Consider the following 21,937-nt stretch of genomic DNA (forward strand, 5'->3'; position numbering starts at 1 on the left):
CGTTGTAACCTTCTCTCCGCTATTTACAATTACGAACTATCATTATCAGCTTAAAATTTCTTGTTGTGACAATAATTTAAATACTTATCTATTTTGCAAGAGGTCTAATTAATTCCTTGCAAAAAATAGCACTGCCAACTACAGGAGACTTATATGTAAATCAAACAAAGAATCAGTTATCAATATCAAGAAAAATACAAAATTTTATTATCAAATTGTTTAATCGTAATCCCTTAGTACTATTTGTCGATAGTCTTGTATTTTTAGGAGACAATATTGCCTTTATAGGGAAAGTTAAAGTTTCTGATGGCAAATCTTTTGTCTATCTTTTTATGTTAGATCCAATCACAGGAAAGATTACTAATAGTACTAATATTACTAGTTCAAGTTATATCGATGAATTATTGGAAAAGGAACAAGAGTTGACAATAAATAGCCTAAAAATTGATTCCAACAACAAATCTCTTCTAATTGGTTTTATGGGATCTTCTTTGCTAAAAAGCCCTCTATATCTTGTTGATAGCAATGGAAACATAGACAATATTATCTTAGATAAAAAAGCATTAGACTCTTTATTATTCTTTAAATCTTTATCCATTTCCTTTCAGAAATTAGCTATTTCTGATAGTTTTCTTGCAATCGAAATTTCTGGGCCGCTTCCATTTTTAGAACAAATAACTTTATGGCAAAGATATCCTCAGCCATCTTTAATTGATAGTATACCAAAAAGTGGTCAGATTGACGTTAGAGATTCTTTTGCTCTTATTTCAATTTTTCCATATGAACGAACATCTAATAATGCTGATTTCAACTATGTATTCATTCAAGTTAGTAAAAATCAAACTATTACGAAATCAAAAATTCGATGGGAACGTCCTATAGGATGGAAGTTTTATTATTATAGTGCAAAAAAAACAGGTCTAATAGATTCGGGTAGTTTGCTACTGAATAGATATGGAACTGTCATGAATCTTCCCATCAAAAACTTACCTAGTTCATACGAAATCAAAAATTCACATTGTAGGAGTTAATAGTTATTAACAAAAACTATAACTAAGTATATTGCCTAATTAATTTATGCAAAACTATTTGATTTAAATTATGAGTGATTGTTATGAGAATAATACACCTGAGCTTGGTAACAATATCTTGTTTAATGATTAGTGGCTGTAAGTATAATTTTTTTGCACAATGTTTTATACCATTTTCTACTGATAGTGGAACGCTTAATTACTCTTTAGCTATGAGTGATAAATATTTAGCTGTGGGAGATAGTAAAGCTAATAGAGTAGCAATATATACTCGTAAAAAAAATAAAAAATGGACAAAAGCAAAAGAAATTGCTGCTCCAAAAGATTCTACTCCTGATAAGATTGGTCATGGATTTGGAAAACGATTAGCTTTAGATCAACATAATCTGATTATTAGTGCAAGCACATCTTTACCCAATAATCAGATAACTAATCCCAAAGACTTTCAATGGAAAACTTCAATTAATTCAATTTTTCGTGCAGTTTATCAGGTAAACCTCAGTAAAAAATTTAAAATATAACGTATTGATGTACCAACTAAAGGTATGATTCCAAGTTCCTTCATTGCTGCTGATGGAGGCAAAATTGTTTTTGTTATTAACCAGATAGAACGTTTGCCATTTTCTAGTCAAGTCGTTTTATTTTCTAATGGAAAGATAGATTATTTACCAAAGCAAGAACATTTTGATAAAGATAGATATGATTTTGTGAAAGATCTTGGACTTAAAAATAATATTTTGTTACTTGGTTCTATATGGCATGACGATCAAAATTCAGCTTGGCTATTTGATTTAAATGAAATACAAAATAAACCTCAAAAAATATTTGTACCCAATGCAATCTTAGGAGCTAGCGTCGCTATTTCTGACCAATTTATAGCAGTGAGTCACTATTCTCGAAGAATGTCACCAGAAGGCTTTATCTCTAAAACATTAATCAAATTAATTAAAAATGGTTCCAGCAAAACTATTGATAACTATGAGAGCTTATCTTTAGACGGTGATATTCTAACAATCTGGCATCATGGAGGCCCAAATATCGTTACAGGAACAGATCTTATTGAACCAGATGTTCTTGAAGTATTTCGCCTTGATGAAAATGCTACGCCGCGTCTAATTATGGAGCGCGAAGATCTAATTAACGCTTTGGTATTCAAAAGCCTTTTGACAACTGTTCAAAAGACCAACTCTGGCAGAAAGATCTGTATAGAGTCAGTACATTAAATAACAAAAAATATTGGTTATTTGAGATAATTAAAACTATTTTTTAACTCATTTATAAAGTCATCTTCTACTAACAAAATTAGTGTGATTATTATTCCCAAAAAAACAGATAATGGTTTTACAAAAAAGGCAAATATCAAATATAAAACTCCGTGAGAATCTCGAAAAAATCCACTAATGTAAAGAAAATAGCCCATGGAGTTGACAAATTTTATCGCAAAATTATAAAAGAATAAAGGGGTTATAGAGCCAATTAAAAATGCTTTAAATATTCCTTTTTTGGAGTTTTTTATTACAGACAAACCAAATTCCAAAATAAACAGTAGCAAGCACACCTGATTGTAATAGCTCAATTGCATTTTTAATAAATTGATTTGTTTGCATTTTAACATCTGATAAAAAATTATCTTATTAAGAAAAAGATTCTTTCAATAAAAATCTGTCAAGGAAGTATTATTAGTGTTACATAATTATTTCTTTATGTCAGCTATTTTTATTAGTTATGAGTAATTTGTGTTTTTTAATAGTTGTTTATTTTATTCTAATATCATGGAATACTTGTACAAATTTATATTTATATAGATAAGATGCAATATCCAATAAAGATTAAAAAAGTCATTTTGATGTTATTTGGGTTTTCCCTAATGATTAACCTAAATATACTAAAAACTAATGCAGCATCTGCCTACACCCCTACTTGTTTAGAATCAAGATCCGGCGATAGTAAGTCATTTGGTACTTCCTTAGCTGTTGATGGAGACTATTTAGCTGTGGGAGATCCTGAAGCTAATCGAGTTGTAATTTATACTCGTAAAACTGATGGAAATTGGCAAAGAAAACATGAAATTTATCCACCCAAATCTTCCCTTGCAAAAAAAAGAGAATATGGTTTTGGTTCCGAAATTGCTCTTAATAATGATGTCTTAGCTATTCGGGCTTATGATGATAAAAGGATCATAGAGTCTGTCATGAATAAAAATATTAAATTAGGTTTTGAAACTTATTTAATATCACTCAAAAATCTACAAGATAATGAATTGCAAAAAGTAGTATTACCGACAGAATATCTGTTTGTTGATAGTCTTGAATTCTTGGGAGATAAAGTTGTACTTTTGGGCAAGATTGAAGTTTCGGCAGAAGAATGGAGTACCCATGTTTTCTTAATAGACTCAATTACAGGAAAGATTGCCAAAAATATTAAATTTCTGGATTCAGACTATAGCTTAGAAAAATATAGCTTAGCAATTGACTCAGATGAAGAATCACTTTTTATTGGATTAAAAGCATATTCTTTACTAGAAGATTCTCCATACTTGATAACAGAAGAAGGAAGAATAGAAAAAATTGTTTTGGAGGAAAAGACTGAAGATTTCAGCTCCTTTTCAGAGTTACGAAATCGTCACCTAATAAGAGGAGCTATATCGGAAAACCTCATTGCAATCTCTACAGTTTATTCTCCCTGGTTACAAGGAGGAACAGTGTTATTGAAACGATATCCTAAACCATCGTTAATTGATGTTGTATCTCAACATGGTCTTATTCATGTAAAAAACTCTTTTGTGCTTATTTCAGTTCTTCCAGACTCGGAGATTGTTGGAAATAAAATTTCAGATCATATATTTATTAAGGTTGATAAAAATGAAGTTATTACAAAATCAAAAATTCGATGGGAACGTTCCATAAGAGATCAAGTTGGTTATTATATACCAACAAACGGTTTAATAGATTCAGATAGTCTGCTACTGAGTGCATATGGAATCGTTGTGCGTCTTCCCATCAAAAACTTACCTAGTTCATACAAAATCAAAAATTCACATTGTTAGGAGTTAATAATTATGGCAATTTCAGGAGCAGATAATAGAAATATTATTGTAGGAGGGGCTGTAAATACAGAACCATTTGATTCTATTGTAGCGATAGATACTCGTTATGAAGGCCAAGTGGTAGGGAATGGAAGTGGTGTCATCATTGAGCCCAATCATGTGTTAACCGCAGGTCATGTTATAGTCCCAGCAGGGACTCCTCTACTCCCAATTGGGGCTAGAGTAACTCTTGCTCAAGATGTAGCTTCCTTGCCACCAAGGACAACCACTATTCCTTCAAGTGAAGACGATAATGTAGAAATAGGAACTAATCCATCCTCTCTTTTTCCGACTTATCCAGACTACAATTTGAGTGATCCTGGTGGTAACGATATCGGATTGCTAAATATTTCTCAACCAATTACAGATCCTTCGAAGTATATGGGAATTGTTGCTTTTGCAGATCCACAGGATGCGATTGGGCGTGATGTTTCTACCGCTGGTTATCCAGGAATTGTAAAGTTATCAGATTTTCCTGTTAGCAAAAACTCTCAATTTATTATTACAGATTCAGACGGCAGTCCTTCCGAGCAAAAAAATACTCCTAATAGAGTAGTACTTTTAACTGATGCTCGTACAATGTTCACCGCTAATGGAAATATTGATGGGATAAATTCATCGGACGGAAGATTAATTCTTTCACCTACAATTGACATAGAAACAGGTCAAAGTGGTAGTGGAGTGTGGACATTTCTTGAAGGTGACTCTGTACCTAAAGTAGCTGGTGTTATAAGCGGCACTGTAGAAGATAACAATGTTGCAGTATTGATTACTACAGATATATACAACAACATTTTTAATTACATAGACTCTGTAAATGGAACAAATATAAATGGAAATTCACTTCCAGAGAATACTACCATTGGAAGTAGTAATCAAGATGAGATTTTTGGTTCTTACCGTAAAGAAAAAATTTTGGGAAATGGCGGCAATGACATACTAGTTGGTCTTGGTGCAAATGATACACTAGATGGTGGTGAAGGAATTGATGAAGCAAGATTTTCTGATATATACATTGACTATGACATTGAGACTATCGACCCCGACCCTTCCAATCTTGTAATCAATTTCAATTACATAGGAGAATTATATGATCCTGGAATAGATATACTGAAAAACATTGAGTTTGCCAGATTTAGCGATAGCATTGTTTCTCTACCATTAGAAGACGGACCAAAAGAAGCAGCATTAATAGAAGTTCCCAATCCAGCACCAAGTATCAATAATCCCAACGATCTCCATGCTGCCAACTATTTAGGCTTAACTTCACCTATTTCCATGCTCGATGGAGATGTCGAGTCCACAGTTCACTATTCCCTTGTTCCTCCAGGTGAACCATACAATATCGCCTTCATCATCGATACCTCCGCCAGCATGAGTGTCGCAGAATTAGAAGAAGTCAAAGACGCTTACATCAACTTAACTAATTACTTCATCGATAATGAAATTGCTGAAAACAGCAACTTTGCCGTAATTAACTTTAGTCGCAACGCTGTTCTCCGACCTAACCTAACAGCAGATGAGGCGATCGCAGCCATCCAAAGCTTAACACCATCTAATGGCTTCGAAGGAACAAAATATAATGATGCTCTTTTCAATGCACAACTTTTCTTCCTACAATCGCCCTTAGACATTGGCAAAGAAAATAACATCGCTTTCTTTACCTCCGATGGCAGATCACAAACTAATTTTGCTGATCCCTTTGATCAATCTTATGTCTTCGATGCTATGGCACTGAGAAATGTAGCCAATGTCCAAGCCTTTGGAATTGACGATGGAACTAATGCTGCGGGTGCAGTAACTACAGGTCAGTTAAACTTTGTCGATTCTGATAATGGTTTGATCATCTCTGATGCTTCAGAACTAAACGAAGCCTTTAGTAAATCAGGACTTATCGACAATCTCGAAGAACTTAAAATCCTCAAAGACGGCGAAGTACTTCAAACCATTCTGCCCAATGAATTAACTGATAGTCCCTTGGGTTTAAGCTTTGAAACTACTATTGAAGAACTTGATGTCAGTTTAGGTGCCGAAAATACACTTACTGTCCAAGCCTCTTTTGTTGATGACACCGTTTCTCCTGACTCGGATTTTATCGTTGCTAGTGGTTTAACACCTTCATCCGTCGATCCTCTCACAAATATTGTCACTGGTAGCTCTGGAAATGATGAACTACTTCTAACTCCACTAGATTTAGGAGCAGATGGTGGCGAGGGAGATGACAAAATAGTTGCCAATAGTTATGACAATCTCATTGATGGTGGAGAAGGAAACGATACTATTTCTGGTCATGGAGGAAATGATCGCATTACACCTGGAAATGGAGAAGATCAGGTTCGTGGCGGTGATGGCATTGATACTGTAGTCTATGAAAATAAACAATTCGCCACATCATCCTTGTGCCGAGCAGGGAATATTATTCGGGTCGATTTTACAGATGTCTTAACTGAGGTCGAATTCGTTCAGTTTTCTGATGCCAGAATTAGCACTGAAACCCTAGAAGTTGTTCCCACTCTCGAAGGAGCCAATATTACAGTAATAGAAGGTGATTTAGGAACTACAATTGCCCAATTCACCGTGAATCTTGATGCGCCGGCACCAGTAGATGTCTTAATTGATTACAATACTGTCGATGGAGACGCGATCGCAGGAGAGGATTATCTGTCCACATCAGGACGCTTAACTATTACTGCGGGAGATATAAGTGGAATTGTCGAGGTAGAAATTATTGGGGATACGGTAATTGAATTAGATGAAGTATTTGGGCTAAATCTTTCCAATATTTCTGGCGCTACCTTTGCTGATCTTGAAACAGAATATACTTTAGTTGCCAATATCGAAAATGATGATCTTGATATCAATTCCTGCAATCCTACTGCTGGTAATGATGACCTCACAGACTGTGCAAGCTCTGGAGGTGATATTATCAATGGTCTTGGAGGCGACGATACAATTAATGGGGGAGATGGCAACGATAGTCTCTATGGCGGAAACGGGAATGATATCTTGTCTGGTCAAAACGATAATGACAGATTAATAGGGAATAAGGGTAACGATACTCTATTCGGTGACAATGGAGACGATTTTCTATATGGCAAAAACGACGACGATAGCCTAATTGGGGGTGATGGCAATGACACTCTTAATGGCGGAATTGGGGCTGATGTTTTGTCTGGGGGAAATAATGATGATAGTTTAATTGGAGATGACGGGAATGACAGTATCTATGGCGGAAGTGGGAATGATATCCTGTCTGGTCAAAATGATAACGACAGATTAATTGGGAATAAGGGCAATGATACTCTACTCGGCGACAATGGAGACGATTTTCTATATGGCAAAAACGATGATGATAGTCTCATTGGGGGCTTAGGTCTTGATACTTTAAGAGGAGGAGTAGGTAATGATCGCTTTGTCGTCGCATCTGGATTGACTGGCGATCGCGATATTATTGAAGATTATCAAGATGGTTTTGACCTACTAGATCTCACAGGTGGTCTGTCTTTTGGGAATCTGACTATTAGTCAGAATGGTGCAGATACCGACATTCTTGAAACTGCCACCAATGAAACCTTGGCTACTTTGACTAATATCAATGCAGTTAATATTGATAATAATGATTTTGTGTAGTGAATAAATTGCCCCTGGATAGACTGAAGCTTACAAAATCAGCTACGATAGATAATCCCTTGGACATTTTCCATACACCCGTAAGAATGAGTACATCCCCTATCCAGAGTCAATTAACCCAATTACAAACAGAAGCGATAGCTGCGATCGCGGATTCCCCTAGCTTAGATGAGTTGGAGCAGCTCCGAGTAAAATATCTCGGTAAAAAAGGTCAACTTTCCCAAATTTTGAGGGGAATGGGCAAATTAAGCCCAGAAGAACGTCCGGTAGTTGGTTCTCTAGGAAACAAAGTTAAACAAGCAATTCAAGATAGTTTAGAAACTCAGAAAGCAACTTTGCAGCAAGCGGCAATTCAGGCGAAAATTGCTGCTGAAACTTTGGATGTCACGATGCCTGGGGTTAGTCGTCCTTTAGGAAAAGTTCATCCTCTTAACGGGGTCGTAGATCGGGTTTTGGATATCTTTGTCGGCTTAGGTTACACCGTGGCAACTGGCCCTCAAATAGAAACGGATTACTATAATTTTGAAGCGTTAAATACGCCGACCGACCATCCAGCAAGAGATATGCAAGATACTTTTTATCTTCCTGGGGGTAATTTATTGCGAACCCATACTTCTTCAGTACAGATTCGCTACATGGAAAATAATGAACCACCGATTCGAGTTATTGCGCCTGGGAGAGTATACCGAAGAGATACGGTAGATGCTACTCACTCGGCAGTGTTCCATCAAGTCGAGTTACTCGCGATCGATAAAGGTTTAAAGTTTAGCGATCTCAAAGGTACGATCAAAGAATTTTTACGGCAGATGTTCGGCGATGAGCTACCAGTGCAATTTCGGACTAGTTATTTTCCTTTTACAGAACCTTCTGCTGAAGTGGATGTGCAATGGAAGGGTAAATGGTTAGAGGTTTTAGGCTGCGGCATGGTAGACCCCAATGTTCTCAAAGCTGTTGGCTATGATCCTGAAATCTATACAGGCTTTGCTGCGGGGTTTGGGGTCGAAAGATTCGCGATGGTATTACACCAAATTGATGATATTCGTCGTTTATATAATAGTGATCTACGCTTTCTAAAGCAGTTTTAGGATAAGGGATGAAGGATAAGGGATGAAGGATAAGGAGGTTCAAAGTGATTTTTCCTTGATACCTCGTTCCTCGATCCTTTATTTACTTAGCTGAAATCATTAATATCAAGAGAATCGGCTGTCACTCCGGATACAAAGGCAATGTCGACGCCTGCCTTGTTGGCAATGAGAGCTCCTTCTGTTACCCCGAAGGTACTGTCTGTAATGACCAAATTATCGAATTGAATACTACCTAGAGATAATGTATCCATGCCATCGCTAAAGCCGACAATTCTGTCGAGACCTCTGCCGTTTTGCAGGACAAAAGTATCTGCTCCTGCACCACCAAGTAGCACATCTGCTCCGTTACCGCCAATCAAGGTGTCAGCTCCATCACCGCCAATTAGGGTATCATCACCGTCGCCGCCAACTAGGCTGTCTCTGCCATTGCCCCCTAGCAAAACATCATTGTCTATATTTCCTAGAAGTTCATCATTTCCCATCCCACCTCTGAGGGTATCACTGCCTTCTCCCCCAAGCAGTTTATCATTGCCATTTCCACCATTTAGAACATCATTCCCTTTATGTCCCAAGATAAAGTCATTGCCATTATTACCGTTCAGCTCGTCATCGTCAGCACCGCCTAATAGTAAATCGTTACCATCGCCACCATTTAAGGTATCCTTGCCTGCGCCTCCGAGAAGAGAGTCATTTCCATCATTGCCATAAATTAGATCATCGCCTTGTCTCCCAAAGACCAGATCTTGGTTGCCCAAGCCTTTTAATAAATCATTACCGTTGCCACCATCAAGGGTATCGTTGCCGTTATTGCCTTCAATAGAATCATTACCACCTTTCCCTAGAAGAGAGTCGGCTCCATTTAGACCACGAATTAAATCATTCTCTAATGTTCCTATTAAGCTATCATTAGCTATAGTTCCAGAAATAAGATTAGGAGTTTCCATTTTATTACTACAAATAATCAATTCATCATCTAACAATGATAAGACAGAAGTATGACAAATCAAGAAATTGAATACCAAAAAAGTAAAATTTTACGAAATCTATTTCTTTTTATATCTAAAATGTTTCTATGATAATTCTTGATAGTTTACTCGGCTCATCTCAACATTTACTATTTATCTTATTTTAATTATTCATTCATGTTTTTATAAGTTGCAACTGAAGAGGGTGAAATGCGGTTTAGATAGCGGAAAATCCAATATTTCAAAACTGTGTCTAAAATCACGGGAAAGGTAGCAATAAATAGAAAGTCAAAATCACGATTTTCTGCTAGGCCAAAATGATTTGCGATCGCCTTAAGAATGACCTCCCAACCATGGGGAGAGTGATATCCCACAAACATATCTGTCAGCAAAATAATCAAAAAAGCTTTGGCAGAATCACTTAAGCCATAGACAATTTCATCGAGGAAAGATTTGATAATTAAAATTTCTCTTTTGCAGAAAAATATAATGGCAGTAAAAGCAATTAAAGAGCAAATATCGGCAAAGATATTGCCGATCGCATTGATGCCACGATCTCGGTATTCTTCTGCCAATTCTCCGGCTCTGACTTGAACTCGATCCTCAATTTCTTGATCAGATATTAAAGGCGTAATGCCAATTAAATTCTGAAAATGCAGATCCTGTTCATAATGGCGTAATTCGACAAAAGCTTCTTCTTGGAAATCCTCATTAATAAAAACTATGGCCTCGTGATCGACAAAGTATCTTTCAACAATTGGTCGAATCACAAATGTCTTGCTAAATTGATGGGTAAATAAAGGAACAATAATCAGAATTAGGAGAAAACGAATCGAGATCGAAGTTTTATTGCGAGAACGACGAAATTTCTTTAAAACTTCTTCTTCTGTATTATCCGCTTGAGGATCAATTTCTTTGCGAATCCGAGTTAAGGTTCTTAAGATTGAACGAGGTAGCACACCAGTTTTGTCCGAAATCGTCTCAATTGTCGGATCTAAAGATTTATTCTCATTTGGCGATCGCGAAGCGTCTACCGCTAGGTCTCGCGTACTACTGCGATCGCCCAATGATTGTGCTTGGTTCTTCTTTGGTAATAAATTATTAGCTGTTGCTTCGGTAAAAGTTTGAGGCTCAGACTCCAATTCAGCAGTGGTCAAAGTTGCTTCCAAAGAATTATCCTGATATTTTTCGATCACATAATCAATAAAATTGAGCTTTTCGACGATCGAAATTTCTTCCCTATCGGTCGCTAATTCCTCTGAATATTTAACAATTTCACTGGAGCGACTAGGTTTGTCATCAGAAAATATTAGTAAAGTTCGACTAGAATTAAACTCGGTTAATCTAACCTTAATTGTCTTGAGATAGTTATTAACATCACTGCGAAAAACCTTAACCACACTATCAGAATAATCCGTATTGATCCGAGATACTTTTTGCCCATCAAAATGATCATCTTCAATGGCTTTAATTTTAATTGCCGCACGATAGGCTGCATCTAAAGCTCGTTCTGGCGTTGCGGATAACCATTTTCTACCACCATTTAGAATATCTTGTAGGTTCATTATTAGTATCGGATAATCAGAGCATATAAAACTAGAATGGCCGAACTGTCCACCTAGTTTGAATTTGACATAATTTTTAAATACCCCTAACTTTAGTATATTTTGATGATAGTTTGGTGCTTCATCTAACTAAAAAATCCAACGCCCAACTACACCCTGAGCTAAATTAACATAGTAAAGATAGCCATCTTCTCCCATCACAACCTGTGAAACAACTCTGGCATCTTGGGTAAAAATATCCGCTGCAGTCACATTGCCCTGGTTATCGAAGCTAAGATTGCGAATAATTCCCGTTGTGGAATCCACCACAAAAAGATCTCCTTGATATTCTTCAGGATAGCGATCGCCAAAGTAGAAATCGCCCAACACTACTGAGCGTGCACCATCATTATCATGATCCAGAGCAAAAATAGGGGCGGTCACTGGTGATGGATTAGCATAAAACTCTTGGGATTGGGGCAGATCTTCAAACTGTTCAGTGGGCTCATTGCCCCCTCTGGCACCCTCATAATAGGGCCAACCAAAATTCGCTCCTGCGCCTCCTGTATTTACTTCTTCCCAAGTATTCCATCCCGTTTCTCCGTTATAAACCTGTCCTGTTTCAGGGTGGATCGCAATTCGGAAAGGATTACGCAGACCATATTGATAAACTTTAGAACGATTGGAATTAGCATCACCATCAAAGAAAGGATTATCGTCTAGACCTTCTCCGGTAATTGGATCAATGCGCAGAATCTTGCCTGACAAATTATCTAAATTCTGCGATCGGAAGGCTCCGGTGTCTAAGGTTGCGAAAGTGCCATCCCCAATGCTGACATAAAGTGCCCCATCTGGGCCAAATTCGAGGGAGCCAGTGTTATGAAAATTGGACTCAACGGCAATAAAATCCTGAATATTCGTGCCATCTTCCAGAATACCAGATGGATTATTGCGAGATTGCTCATTGTTTAAGCCAAAGGGGCTTCTCCGACCATCATAGTTATCCCAAGTACTATTTTTCCCGACGATAACGACTTCACTATTAGGCAAAGCTGTTGTGTAATTAGTACTAGCATCTGCTGTGACTCGGATTACTCTAGCTGCTCGGATACCGCTTTGATCTGGTCCGCCTCTGGGATGGTCTATATTCTCATCGTCGTATACCTCTGGTGGGTCATAGGCAAAGAAAAAATAAACATAGGGATTGGCTTCAAAGTCGGGATGGACAGCAAGATCTGTAATACCTCTGGTCGTAAACTTGTCATTATTTACTTGAGATGAGATATCAATGAATGGTGTTTCTAGTAACGCGCCATCTTGGAATACCTTGACTACGCCACCTTTTTCGGGAATTAGCATAGTTTGGGTGTTTGGAATCCAATCAATCGCCTCTGGTTGGGCAAGTCCGGTTACAAGTTCTTCGGTTCTTAATGACAATTTACTGTTGTATAAAGCCTGAATTTCGGCTCCGCTCAGAACACGATTAAAGATATCCGTATCGGCAATATTGCCAGTTAAACCTTCAATGGCGGTGCCGCGAACCGTTCCATCATGGAAGCGAGTGTCAACATTGACCGCTCCTAGGCCAATCCCCCCGACATGTCTCCACAGTCGAGTACCATCTCCTTCGGCAAATTGAACACCATCCAGATAGGCTGAGAAGGCTCCAGACTGAAGACTGGTTAAGCTTTCATCGGCATCCAAGACTAATGCGACATGATGCCAGGTATCAGCTTGAATTCCCGTACTAGATAAATACGTCCCTTCTGACCATAGTCCTCCAGACCAGCCTCCAACATAAAGACTATTATTGTCGAGATAGATATTTAGTCCTCGACCAACGCCCCCTTCTTCGTAAATAACTTGTTTGCTTCCTGCTACTAGATCATCAGCCTTAAACCAAGTTGAGATAGTGCGTTTAGCATGGGGAAGACCATTAATATCTTCTGTATCAGCAACTGCAACATAACCATTTGGGGTATCAAAACGAACTGTACCACCTAAGGCAGTTTCTGTTGTGGCAAAAGCTGCGCCATTGATGAGGCTGCCGATATTGTTGTTTCCAGTGGGAGAAGAATCCCCAGCTTCTAGGCCACTGGTTTCCTCAAAGTTCCATTGGGCAACTAAGCCAGTTTTCTCGGCAATTTCTGCCCCACTCAGAGCTTTATTGTAGATTGCCACATCTGCCAGACTGCCCCCAAAGGCTTCAATTCCTGTTCCTTCGATAATCCCATCATGGAATTGAGTTCCGTCATTGACTGCGCCAAGGGCCATGTCATTGGGATGCTTCAAAAGTCGCAGTCCGTCTCCTTCACCAAATTTGACTCCGTCTAAGTAGGCCGAAAATACCCCAGATTGCAAGCTATTAGTATCAGGAGCAGCATCTAAAACCAATGCTACATGATGCCAGGTGTTAGACTCAAAAGCATCAGTGGATAAATAGGTTCCATCCCAATTACTTCTTCCTTGATCCCAGCTACCGACATATAAACTACCATTTTCGATATAAATATTATGTCCCCTCAAAGGGCCGCCCTCTTCATAAATTACTTGTTTCCGTTCCGTATCCGCATTGGGTAAAAAGAGAGTTTTATTATCGACATTGAACCAGACAGAGACAGTTCTTTGAGCCTGAATCTCTAGGTTAAGATCACTCGAATCGCCAACTTCAATGTAATCATCCTGACCATCAAAGGTTACGATACCGCCTAAATCTCCACCAATAGAACCGCTAGTAACTCCATTGACCAAGACCCCAGAATGATTGCTACCATTGTTGGAATTATCTAGAGTTATGTTATTAATCGGCGCTTGATCGAATGTCCAAAGGGCGATCGGTTCGTCAAGATTAGTTTCAGTTTCCTCAGCGGTATTAATTAGGCCAGGATCTAAGGCTAAGTAGCCTACGGTTTCAAAAGCATGGATGATCTCCTCATCTAGAGATTGTTCTTCTTCTAAGAATAGTGATACTTCTGATTGACTGAGATCCGTATAACGGAGCGCCACCGGATCTCCGCCCGCAATTGTATTGGTTGAAGCTAAGAAGACTGGCAGCTCGCTAGTTAAACCACTCAAAGATTCCGTTTGACCATTGTGATCAGCTTCGAAAGTCCCTGAGATAAAGGCCGAATCGCCCAAGTTTCCGGCCCCTGGCTGAATAGCTAACCAGCTGACCATTTCATCGGCATGGAAATAATTGGTGGAGTCGGCAATGCCAAGTTCTTCTCGATAAATGGGTCGGACATCAGTTTCCTCTTGAACTCTTAGTCTAAATTCTGAAGTACTAACGTTGCGAATTCTTTCTGTAACAGCGCTGGCTTCATTTTCAGTGATTGTCTGAGCGAGCACAATCGGAGTCGTCGCAAAACTAGTATCAAATTCAATGGTTTGCCAAGTATGGTCAACTTGAGGTTGATTCTCGGCAATAATCACTGTGCCATCTTCCAGGACGTGAGTCCCTGCCTCAACGACTAAGTAGCCCACAGATTCGCCGATATGGGTTTCGTCTAGATATTCCCATTCATCGATGCGGGCTTGAAAACTGTTGTTGGTAACGTTGTCGACTCTGACTGTGGCAGGATTGGGGCCGTTATAGGATGGAGGCCCTAAGATAACTACGGGATCTTCATAGGTATTTTGGAGATTGATGGTGCGCCATCTATCATTTATCCTGACTGTGCCACTTTCTGCGATCGCAATTTCTAGAGTTTCTGAATATTGGCTTGCGACTAAGGGATCAAGGATTGATTGGGCTTCAATGGTTCCTTGGGTAATTTCTAAATCCCAATCGCCTTTGTAGCTACCGGTTAGATCATCAGAAGCTGCAATATCAGCACCAGTTATTTGCCCAAATTGTTCAACAAAAGCCAGTCCATCACTTGCTGATGCTAGGTTGCAGGCATATATTAAAATATCAGCGTCTTCGGTTAAAGCAGTATTCCAGCTCTGAATTTCTTGGGTATATTGAGCTAAATCATCTGTCCCAAAGATGCTATCACCCAATTGTAATTGAGCTTGATTGCCATGGGAAAAAATGTGAATATTTTCTATGTTGCTTTGATTGGCTAAATAGTCGGTGATCTGTGTAATGCCATCACGACTATTATTTAAAATGAGAATTTCAGAATTATTGACACCTTGAGCTAGGTCCTGATAGTTGTCAAGATTAGAATCAATGATAGTGAGGTTAGAAGACTGAGAAATTGTATAGTCGCCGCTATTTTCAATATTTTCAATCATATATATTCATATTTAATAATTCGCTTTATAGTAATTAAGAATATATGAGTTTTAGATTGAAATAACTAACTTTATTGTCAATTTAATTCTGTATATTTTTTGTATATTTAAGTTTATGAAAACAATTGCTGTATTGAAAAAAAATTGAAACAATTATAGGTTTTGGTTAAAGTTGAAGCGTCTAATTAATTTTTGATTATTCTGCTAAAATGTAGAGCCATAATGAGATCGCTGGCTTTCAAATCACAACATTATACTAAGTCGCGTTCTAAAGTGTAATGGGAGCATCTCGCGCAAAGACGCAAAGACGCAAAGACGCAAAGGGAATTAAAAATGATCTTACGTTTATGAACGCAGGTTAGTATTACGAGGGACTAAAGTTTTGCTCGATATTTAGTCATTTATTTTCAACTTGGCTTGACAAAACCTTATACAATTATCACTTATTAACTCGAATATACTTTTCTCTACTAATAAATTTGGCTTTTATTGCAGATGCTATGAAAACAAAAATTTTAGTCTTAGCCTCTAATCCGTCTAAAACAGAACAACTAAAATTGAGTCCTGAGATTCGTTCCATTAGAGAATCTCATGAGCGTTCCCAGAAGAGAGATAAATTTGCCATAGTTATAGAGCCAGCAGTTCGAATTAGCGATTTACAAAGAATTATTCTGAGTGAGAAACCTCGAATTGTCCATTTTTGTGGACATGGATCTAGTCATAAGGGTCTGATTCTAGAAAATGAGGAAGGAGCAGCTCAAGCAATCAGTACAGAAGCTTTGACAGATTTGCTCAAAATATTAAAGAACAGAATTGAATGTGTAGTCTTAAACGCCTGTCATTCTCAGGCTCAAGGCAAGCAAATTTACCAACATATCAATTATCTTATTGCAACCAAGAAAGAGATACATGATGACGCCGCACTCCTTTTTACTAAGGGTTTCTATGATGCATTGTTCAATGACATGACATATAAGGAGGCTTATGAAGTCGGTTGTAATCGTATTCATTTGGAGCTATACAAAAGTGACAATGTAGAGCGTAAGCTTGTGCCAGCCTATTCAAAAGAAGAAAGAGATTATATAAATTTAGAACAACATGAAATTCTCCTATTTCTAGAGAATAAATTTCCGAATAAGATTGAAGACGATATTTTAAAATCTCAATCAATTAATGAGCAAATAGTAGGATCTCTTAAATCTCCCCAAGAAAAGTGTCAAGCAAAAGATTTAGCAGAACAAATGCGGGGCTGGTTTGAGGCGCTTAACTATAGTTTTGAAGAATATGAAGTTTGGGACGAGAATTATTTTGAATGGATTATTACTGTTCCCGCCAGAAGAGGTTATGACAGAATTCTGATTCGTGGCGTTGAGGGAGAAGCTAGTATCAAGGATTTTCAAGAATTATCTGATTTGGTATCAGAACATCGTACCGACGAAGGTTGGTTAGTGGCATTACGTCGGGTTAGTGCGATCGCGAAACAACAATCTGAACTCAAAAATATCTTTTGTTATACCTTTGATGAACTCTTAGACGATGTTGCGCAGTTTGATGGTTATATCCAATGGCTGACAGCAGAAATTCAACGCCGAAAAATTGATACACAATATGTTCCCCTCGCTTGCACCAAAGACGAATTTGACCCAGAAACCAAGCAAAAGTTGGGGACAAGTAAATATGATGAACATAACGGTTGGATTGAAGGCTATATCGGGCAATGGCTAGCAGATGATAGTAAAGAACATCTTTCGGTTTTAGGGGAATTTGGCACGGGAAAAACTTGGTTTGCTTTTCACTATGCGGGAATTGCTTTACAAAAATATCTAGAAGCTAAAGACCAAGGAATTGAGCGTCCTCGTTTGCCATTGGTGATCCCGCTGCGAGATTATGCGAAGGCTGTAAATATGGAGTCATTGTTCTCAGAATTCTTTTTCCGCAAACATGAGATTCCTTTGCCTGGATATTCAGCATTTGAACAGTTGAATCGCATGGGAAAGTTGCTGCTTATTTTTGATGGTTTTGATGAAATGGCAGCCAGAATAGACACACAAGCCATGATCAATAATTTTTGGCAATTGGCGCGGGCAATTGTTCCTGGAGCGAAGGCAATCTTAACTTGTCGCACCGAACATTTTCCTGAAGCGCAGCAAGGACGAAGACTATTAAGTGCCGAGTTACAGGCTTCGGTTGCAGCTCTGACAGGCGAACCACCGCAGTTTGAAGTTTTGGAGTTGGAAAAGTTTAATCAGCAGCAGATTCAAGAAGTTTTAGAAAAACAGGAAGTTCAGGCAAAAACAATTGCCAAGGTGATAGCAAATCAAGATTTATTAGATTTAGCTCGTCGCCCTGTCATGCTGGGGCTGATTGTGGAAGCTTTGCCAGATATTGAGCAGGGCAAACCTATAGATATTTCGCGGATCTATCTCTATGCTGTGACGCGGAAAATGAATCGGGATATAAAAACTAAGCGAACTTTTACTTCTCTGGCCGACAAATTGTATTTTCTCTGCGAACTTTCCTGGGAAATGATTTCCAAAGATACCATGAGTATCAATTATCGTGAATTTCCTGAAAGAATTCGGCGGTGTTTCGGGGACAAGGTCGCCGAAGCTAAGGAATTAGATCATTGGCATTTTGACATGATGGGTCAAACTATTTTGGTGCGGAACTCAGAGGGAGATTATAGTCCTGCTCATCGTTCTTTTTTAGAGTTTTTTGTAGCTTATAAATTTGCAGCAGAATTGGGGATCTTAGCTGAAGATTTTGCAGCTATTGCAGAGATCTCTGAGTTTCAAGAAAGATTAGATTTAGCAGAGACTTTTGGTAAACAACCCTTAGCCAAAGCAGTTCAGGAGCTTATCTTGCCGATGATTTCCCAAGTAGAAGTAACTAAACAAAGGTTATTAGAAGTAATCCAGGAAACAAAGGGAAAAAGTGAGGAACAAGCTGCATATTTAGGAGGAAATGGCATAAATTTACTTTTGCCATTGCAGAATAATTTACTAACCAATCAAAATTTATCAGGAACAGTAATTAAAGGTGGTAATTTTAGCCAAGCCCATTTCAGAGATCTAAATTTATCAGCAGCGAATTTAAAAGACTGCCTGTTTGCGAAACAAGATTTTGGTACTGTTTTTTCAGTTAGTTGGCATCCTCAAGAGTCGATTTTGGCTACTAGTCACAGTGATAGGACAGTTAGAGTATGGGAAGTAGTTACAGGAAGGGAATTACTAACTTTGAAATGTCACAATGATTGGGTTAGATCAGTGGCATGGAATCCTGATGGTCAAGCCCTCGCTTCTGCTAGTTATGACTCCACAATAAAAATATGGAACCCTATTAATGGTCAATGCCTACAAAATCTAAATGGTCATTATGGTACGGCCGTATCAGTAGCTTGGAGTCCTGATGGTCAATTGCTTGCTAGTGGTAGTTCCGACAAAACGATAAAAATATGGAACCCTATTAATGGTCAATGCTTTCAAACTTTAACTGGTCATGATATTTTGGTTCGATCAATAGCTTGGAGTCCTAATGGTCAATTGCTTGCTAGTGCCAGTGATGATCAAACGATAAAAATATGGAACCCTATTAATGGTCAATGCATCCAGACTTTAAATGGCCATACTAGTTGGGTTGCGTCAGTAGTCTGGAGGCCTGATGGACAAGCTCTAGCTTCTGCTAGTTATGATTCCACAATAAAAATATGGAACCCTATTAATAGTCAATGCCTTAATACTCTTATTGGGCATGATAGTGCTGTTACATCAATAGTATGGAGTCCTAACGGTCAAGCGCTTGCCAGTACTAGTTCTGATAAAGCGATAAAAATATGGAATCCAATTAATGGTCATTGTCGTAAAACTTTAATAGGTCATAATAGTACAATCAGATCAGCATCTTGGAACCTTGATGGTCAATTACTTGCTAGTGCCAGTGATGATCAAACGATAAAAATATGGAACCCTATTAATGGTCAATGCATCCAGACTTTAACTGGTCATGATGGAGCTACTAGAGCAGTAGCTTGGAGTCCTAATAATCAATTTCTTGCCAGTGCTAGTTATGGATTTGCAATAAAAATATGGAATCCAATTAATGGTCAATGCCTGCAGACTTTAACTGGTCATGCTAATTGGGTTGCATCAGTAATCTGGAGTCCTGATGGTCAAGCTTTTGCTAGTACTAGTTATGATCAAATGATAAAAATATGGAACCCTATTAATGGTGAATGTCTCCAGACTTTAATTGGTCATAATAGTGCTGTTACGTCAGTAGCCTGGCGCAATGATGGTCAGGTTATCGCTAGCGGTAGTTCTGACAAAACGATAAAAATATGGAACCCTATTAACGGTAAATACCTTAATACTTTTACTGGTCATCAAAGAGAGGTTAGATCGGTAGATTGGAGCAATGATGGACAAGCTCTTGCGAGTGGTAGTTCTGACGAAACGATAAAAATATGGAACCCTATTAACGGTAAATGCCTTAATACTTTATGTGGTCACCAAAGAGCTGTCAGGTCAGTAGTCTGGAGGCCTGATGGACAAGCTCTTGCGAGTGGTAGCTATGATCAAACGATAAAAATATGGAACCCTATTAATGGTCAATGCTTTAATACCTTATTCGGACATACCAATTGGGTCACATCAATAGTATGGAGTCCTGATGGGCAAGCTCTTGCGAGTGCTAGTTATGATCAAACGATAAAAATATGGAACCCTATTAACGGTCAATGTCTTAATACTTTATGTGGTCATAATAGTGCTGTTAGGTCTGTCGCTTGGACGGATAATGGTCAATATCTCGCGTCTGGTAGTTATGACTCCACAATTAAAATATGGGATCCTAATACTGGAAAATGTTTGACTACTTGGGATAATCGTAATTTATGCAGGAACCAATATTGAAAGAGTTACAGGTTTAACCCAAGCCCAAAGAGCTACTTTATTGGCATTAGGTGCGGTTGAACGTGAAGAGTAATAGCCAAGACACAGAGAATCCGGGAAACTACATTTATAAAAATACTCTTTGCGCCTTTCTTTGCGTCTTGGCGTCTTTGCGCGAGATGCAAAATCACACTTTAGAACGCGACTTAGTATTAGTCATGGGATGATCAAGTCTTATTTAGGTGCAATTCCTATGGAAGATATGGATTTAGTAATTATTCCTAATAGCCGAATCTTAGCTGTAAATCCCAATAGCCCCAATATTGCTACTTCTATTGCTAAAAATCATCATCTCATTACCAATAATCTCGTTTAAAGATTGAATCATTCACTTCTTCCTTTGATGATTCACGATATTCTCGACCTAGCTCTACTACCTGATCAAAAATTGAACTATTAGAAAATTGACCTGATATTTCTTTCCACCAAGGCTTATTTTGACTTATAGAAGTTTCTAGTAATGATTTTATTTGCGTTAACTCACCTTCTAAAATAGTGACTCTTTTTTCTAATTCTGGAGATGACATAATTGATATTGAACTTTTAGAACACTACTAAACTTTAATATCTATAGATGATAAATTTCAGACAACTTCAACTCAAAATTAATAGAAGTAAATTGAATAGTTGAAGTTTCTGTTTCATATTCCGACAACAACCATTTCCCCGCCTCAGTTTTGCTGTACCGCATAATGTGGTTTCGTTTTTGGGAAATCAGAAGATATTCTCTTATCTCAGGAATAGAACGATAATAAGCAAATTTGTCTCCTTGGTAATAATTCTGCGTCGATTTTGATAGATAATACCCCTGCTATTAAAATGGGATTGGTTACGGTAGTAGTCCCTTGATCTGCATAAACGGGTTCTCCTCTGATCACCATTACATCAGGATAGGTATAGACCCGATGGCGAGGTATCCAGAGCCGTATATCACCAATATAAACGCGATAATTTTGCTTCTTTAAACCAAACTTGAGATTAGCTGCTAAATTTAGACAAATTTCATTATGATTTGTTGTTCCTCCTGCCATGAGTGAAATCTCTCCATCATGGTATTCACTTTTCGACTCCGCCTGCTCTTCCAATTGGAGATACTCTTCTGGAGTGTATTTGTGATGTTGAGTTTGTAATTGCATGATCAGCAAGAGGAACTTTATCTCATTTTACCTAGAATTATGCGATTACTTTAAATCGAAGGCAGAAGAATGAAGGCAGAAGGCAGAAGGTAACTGGCATAGTGGGAAAATTAGACTCACCACTATGCCCTGTTCCACTTAAAGAAGTGGAGGAATTCAACCTAAAGGGATAAGTTAGAAGTAGTGTTATCCTTCTGTCCTCTCTCTTGGTGAGCGTTCCCTTGCGCCACCTACCCCTAACCCCTTCCTACAGGAAGGGGAACAATATAGTCT

At 38.2% G+C, this 21,937-nt stretch carries 12 protein-coding genes and 1 pseudogene; 8 read left to right on the forward strand and 5 right to left on the reverse strand.

The window, feature by feature from the left end; all coding sequences use genetic code 11:
- Nucleotides 1–116 precede the first annotated feature (116 nt).
- From XEN7305_RS05820 to pheS, 6 genes are all read left to right on the forward strand, one after another.
- Nucleotides 117–1,031, forward strand: a complete 915-nt coding sequence (locus XEN7305_RS05820) for a hypothetical protein (protein WP_006508431.1) — start codon at nt 117–119, stop codon at nt 1,029–1,031.
- A gap of 104 nt (nt 1,032–1,135) precedes the next feature.
- A complete protein-coding gene (locus XEN7305_RS05825; RefSeq protein WP_144053202.1) occupies nt 1,136–1,552 on the forward strand; it encodes a hypothetical protein in 417 nt (138 codons plus the stop codon).
- 24 nt (nt 1,553–1,576) lie between these two features.
- Nucleotides 1,577–2,254, forward strand: a complete 678-nt coding sequence (locus XEN7305_RS05830) for a hypothetical protein (RefSeq protein WP_006508433.1) — start codon at nt 1,577–1,579, stop codon at nt 2,252–2,254.
- A gap of 587 nt (nt 2,255–2,841) precedes the next feature.
- The gene (locus tag XEN7305_RS05840; protein ID WP_006508435.1) at nt 2,842–4,077 is read left to right on the forward strand and encodes a hypothetical protein; all 1,236 of its coding nucleotides are present in this window, start codon (nt 2,842–2,844) and stop codon (nt 4,075–4,077) included.
- Between the two features lie 12 nt (nt 4,078–4,089).
- Nucleotides 4,090–7,746: a Calx-beta domain-containing protein gene (locus XEN7305_RS05845; protein WP_006508436.1), complete on the forward strand. Its 3,657-nt coding sequence runs from the start codon at nt 4,090–4,092 to the stop codon at nt 7,744–7,746.
- A gap of 86 nt (nt 7,747–7,832) precedes the next feature.
- Nucleotides 7,833–8,831, forward strand: a complete 999-nt coding sequence (pheS, locus tag XEN7305_RS05850) for a phenylalanine--tRNA ligase subunit alpha (RefSeq protein WP_040896895.1) — start codon at nt 7,833–7,835, stop codon at nt 8,829–8,831.
- An 86-nt stretch (nt 8,832–8,917) separates the two neighbouring features.
- Here pheS and XEN7305_RS29995 read toward each other — a convergent pair whose 3' ends face one another.
- The 3 genes from XEN7305_RS29995 to XEN7305_RS26430 form a co-directional block, all read right to left on the reverse strand.
- On the reverse strand, nt 8,918–9,775 hold the full coding sequence (locus XEN7305_RS29995; RefSeq protein ID WP_006508438.1) for a calcium-binding protein: 858 nt from the start codon (nt 9,773–9,775) through the stop codon (nt 8,918–8,920).
- 188 nt (nt 9,776–9,963) lie between these two features.
- Nucleotides 9,964–11,361 (reverse strand): proton extrusion protein PcxA, encoded by a 1,398-nt coding sequence (locus XEN7305_RS05860; protein WP_006508439.1) that lies wholly within the window; start codon nt 11,359–11,361, stop codon nt 9,964–9,966.
- Nucleotides 11,362–11,490: 129 nt separating this feature from the next.
- Complete coding sequence (locus tag XEN7305_RS26430) at nt 11,491–15,579, reverse strand: DUF4347 domain-containing protein (RefSeq protein WP_006508440.1); 4,089 nt, start codon at nt 15,577–15,579, stop codon at nt 11,491–11,493.
- A 500-nt stretch (nt 15,580–16,079) separates the two neighbouring features.
- Here XEN7305_RS26430 and XEN7305_RS05870 point away from each other — a divergent pair, with 500 nt between their 5' ends.
- Nucleotides 16,080–20,489, forward strand: coding sequence for a CHAT domain-containing protein (locus tag XEN7305_RS05870; RefSeq protein ID WP_006508441.1), 4,410 nt, complete (start codon nt 16,080–16,082; stop codon nt 20,487–20,489).
- Nucleotides 20,490–20,691: 202 nt separating this feature from the next.
- The gene (locus XEN7305_RS28920) at nt 20,692–20,844 is read left to right on the forward strand and encodes a hypothetical protein (protein ID WP_158500381.1); all 153 of its coding nucleotides are present in this window, start codon (nt 20,692–20,694) and stop codon (nt 20,842–20,844) included.
- Here the strand turns inward: XEN7305_RS28920 and XEN7305_RS05880 are convergent.
- The gene (locus tag XEN7305_RS05880; RefSeq protein WP_006508443.1) at nt 20,825–21,055 is read right to left on the reverse strand and encodes a hypothetical protein; all 231 of its coding nucleotides are present in this window, start codon (nt 21,053–21,055) and stop codon (nt 20,825–20,827) included. The genes XEN7305_RS28920 and XEN7305_RS05880 overlap by 20 nt on opposite strands.
- A 41-nt stretch (nt 21,056–21,096) precedes the next feature.
- A pseudogene (locus tag XEN7305_RS05885) lies at nt 21,097–21,664 on the reverse strand (Uma2 family endonuclease).
- Between the last annotated feature and the right edge of the window lie 273 nt (nt 21,665–21,937).

Origin of the sequence: Xenococcus sp. PCC 7305, assembly GCF_000332055.1 — a bacterium.
Classification (GTDB): domain Bacteria; phylum Cyanobacteriota; class Cyanobacteriia; order Cyanobacteriales; family Xenococcaceae; genus Xenococcus.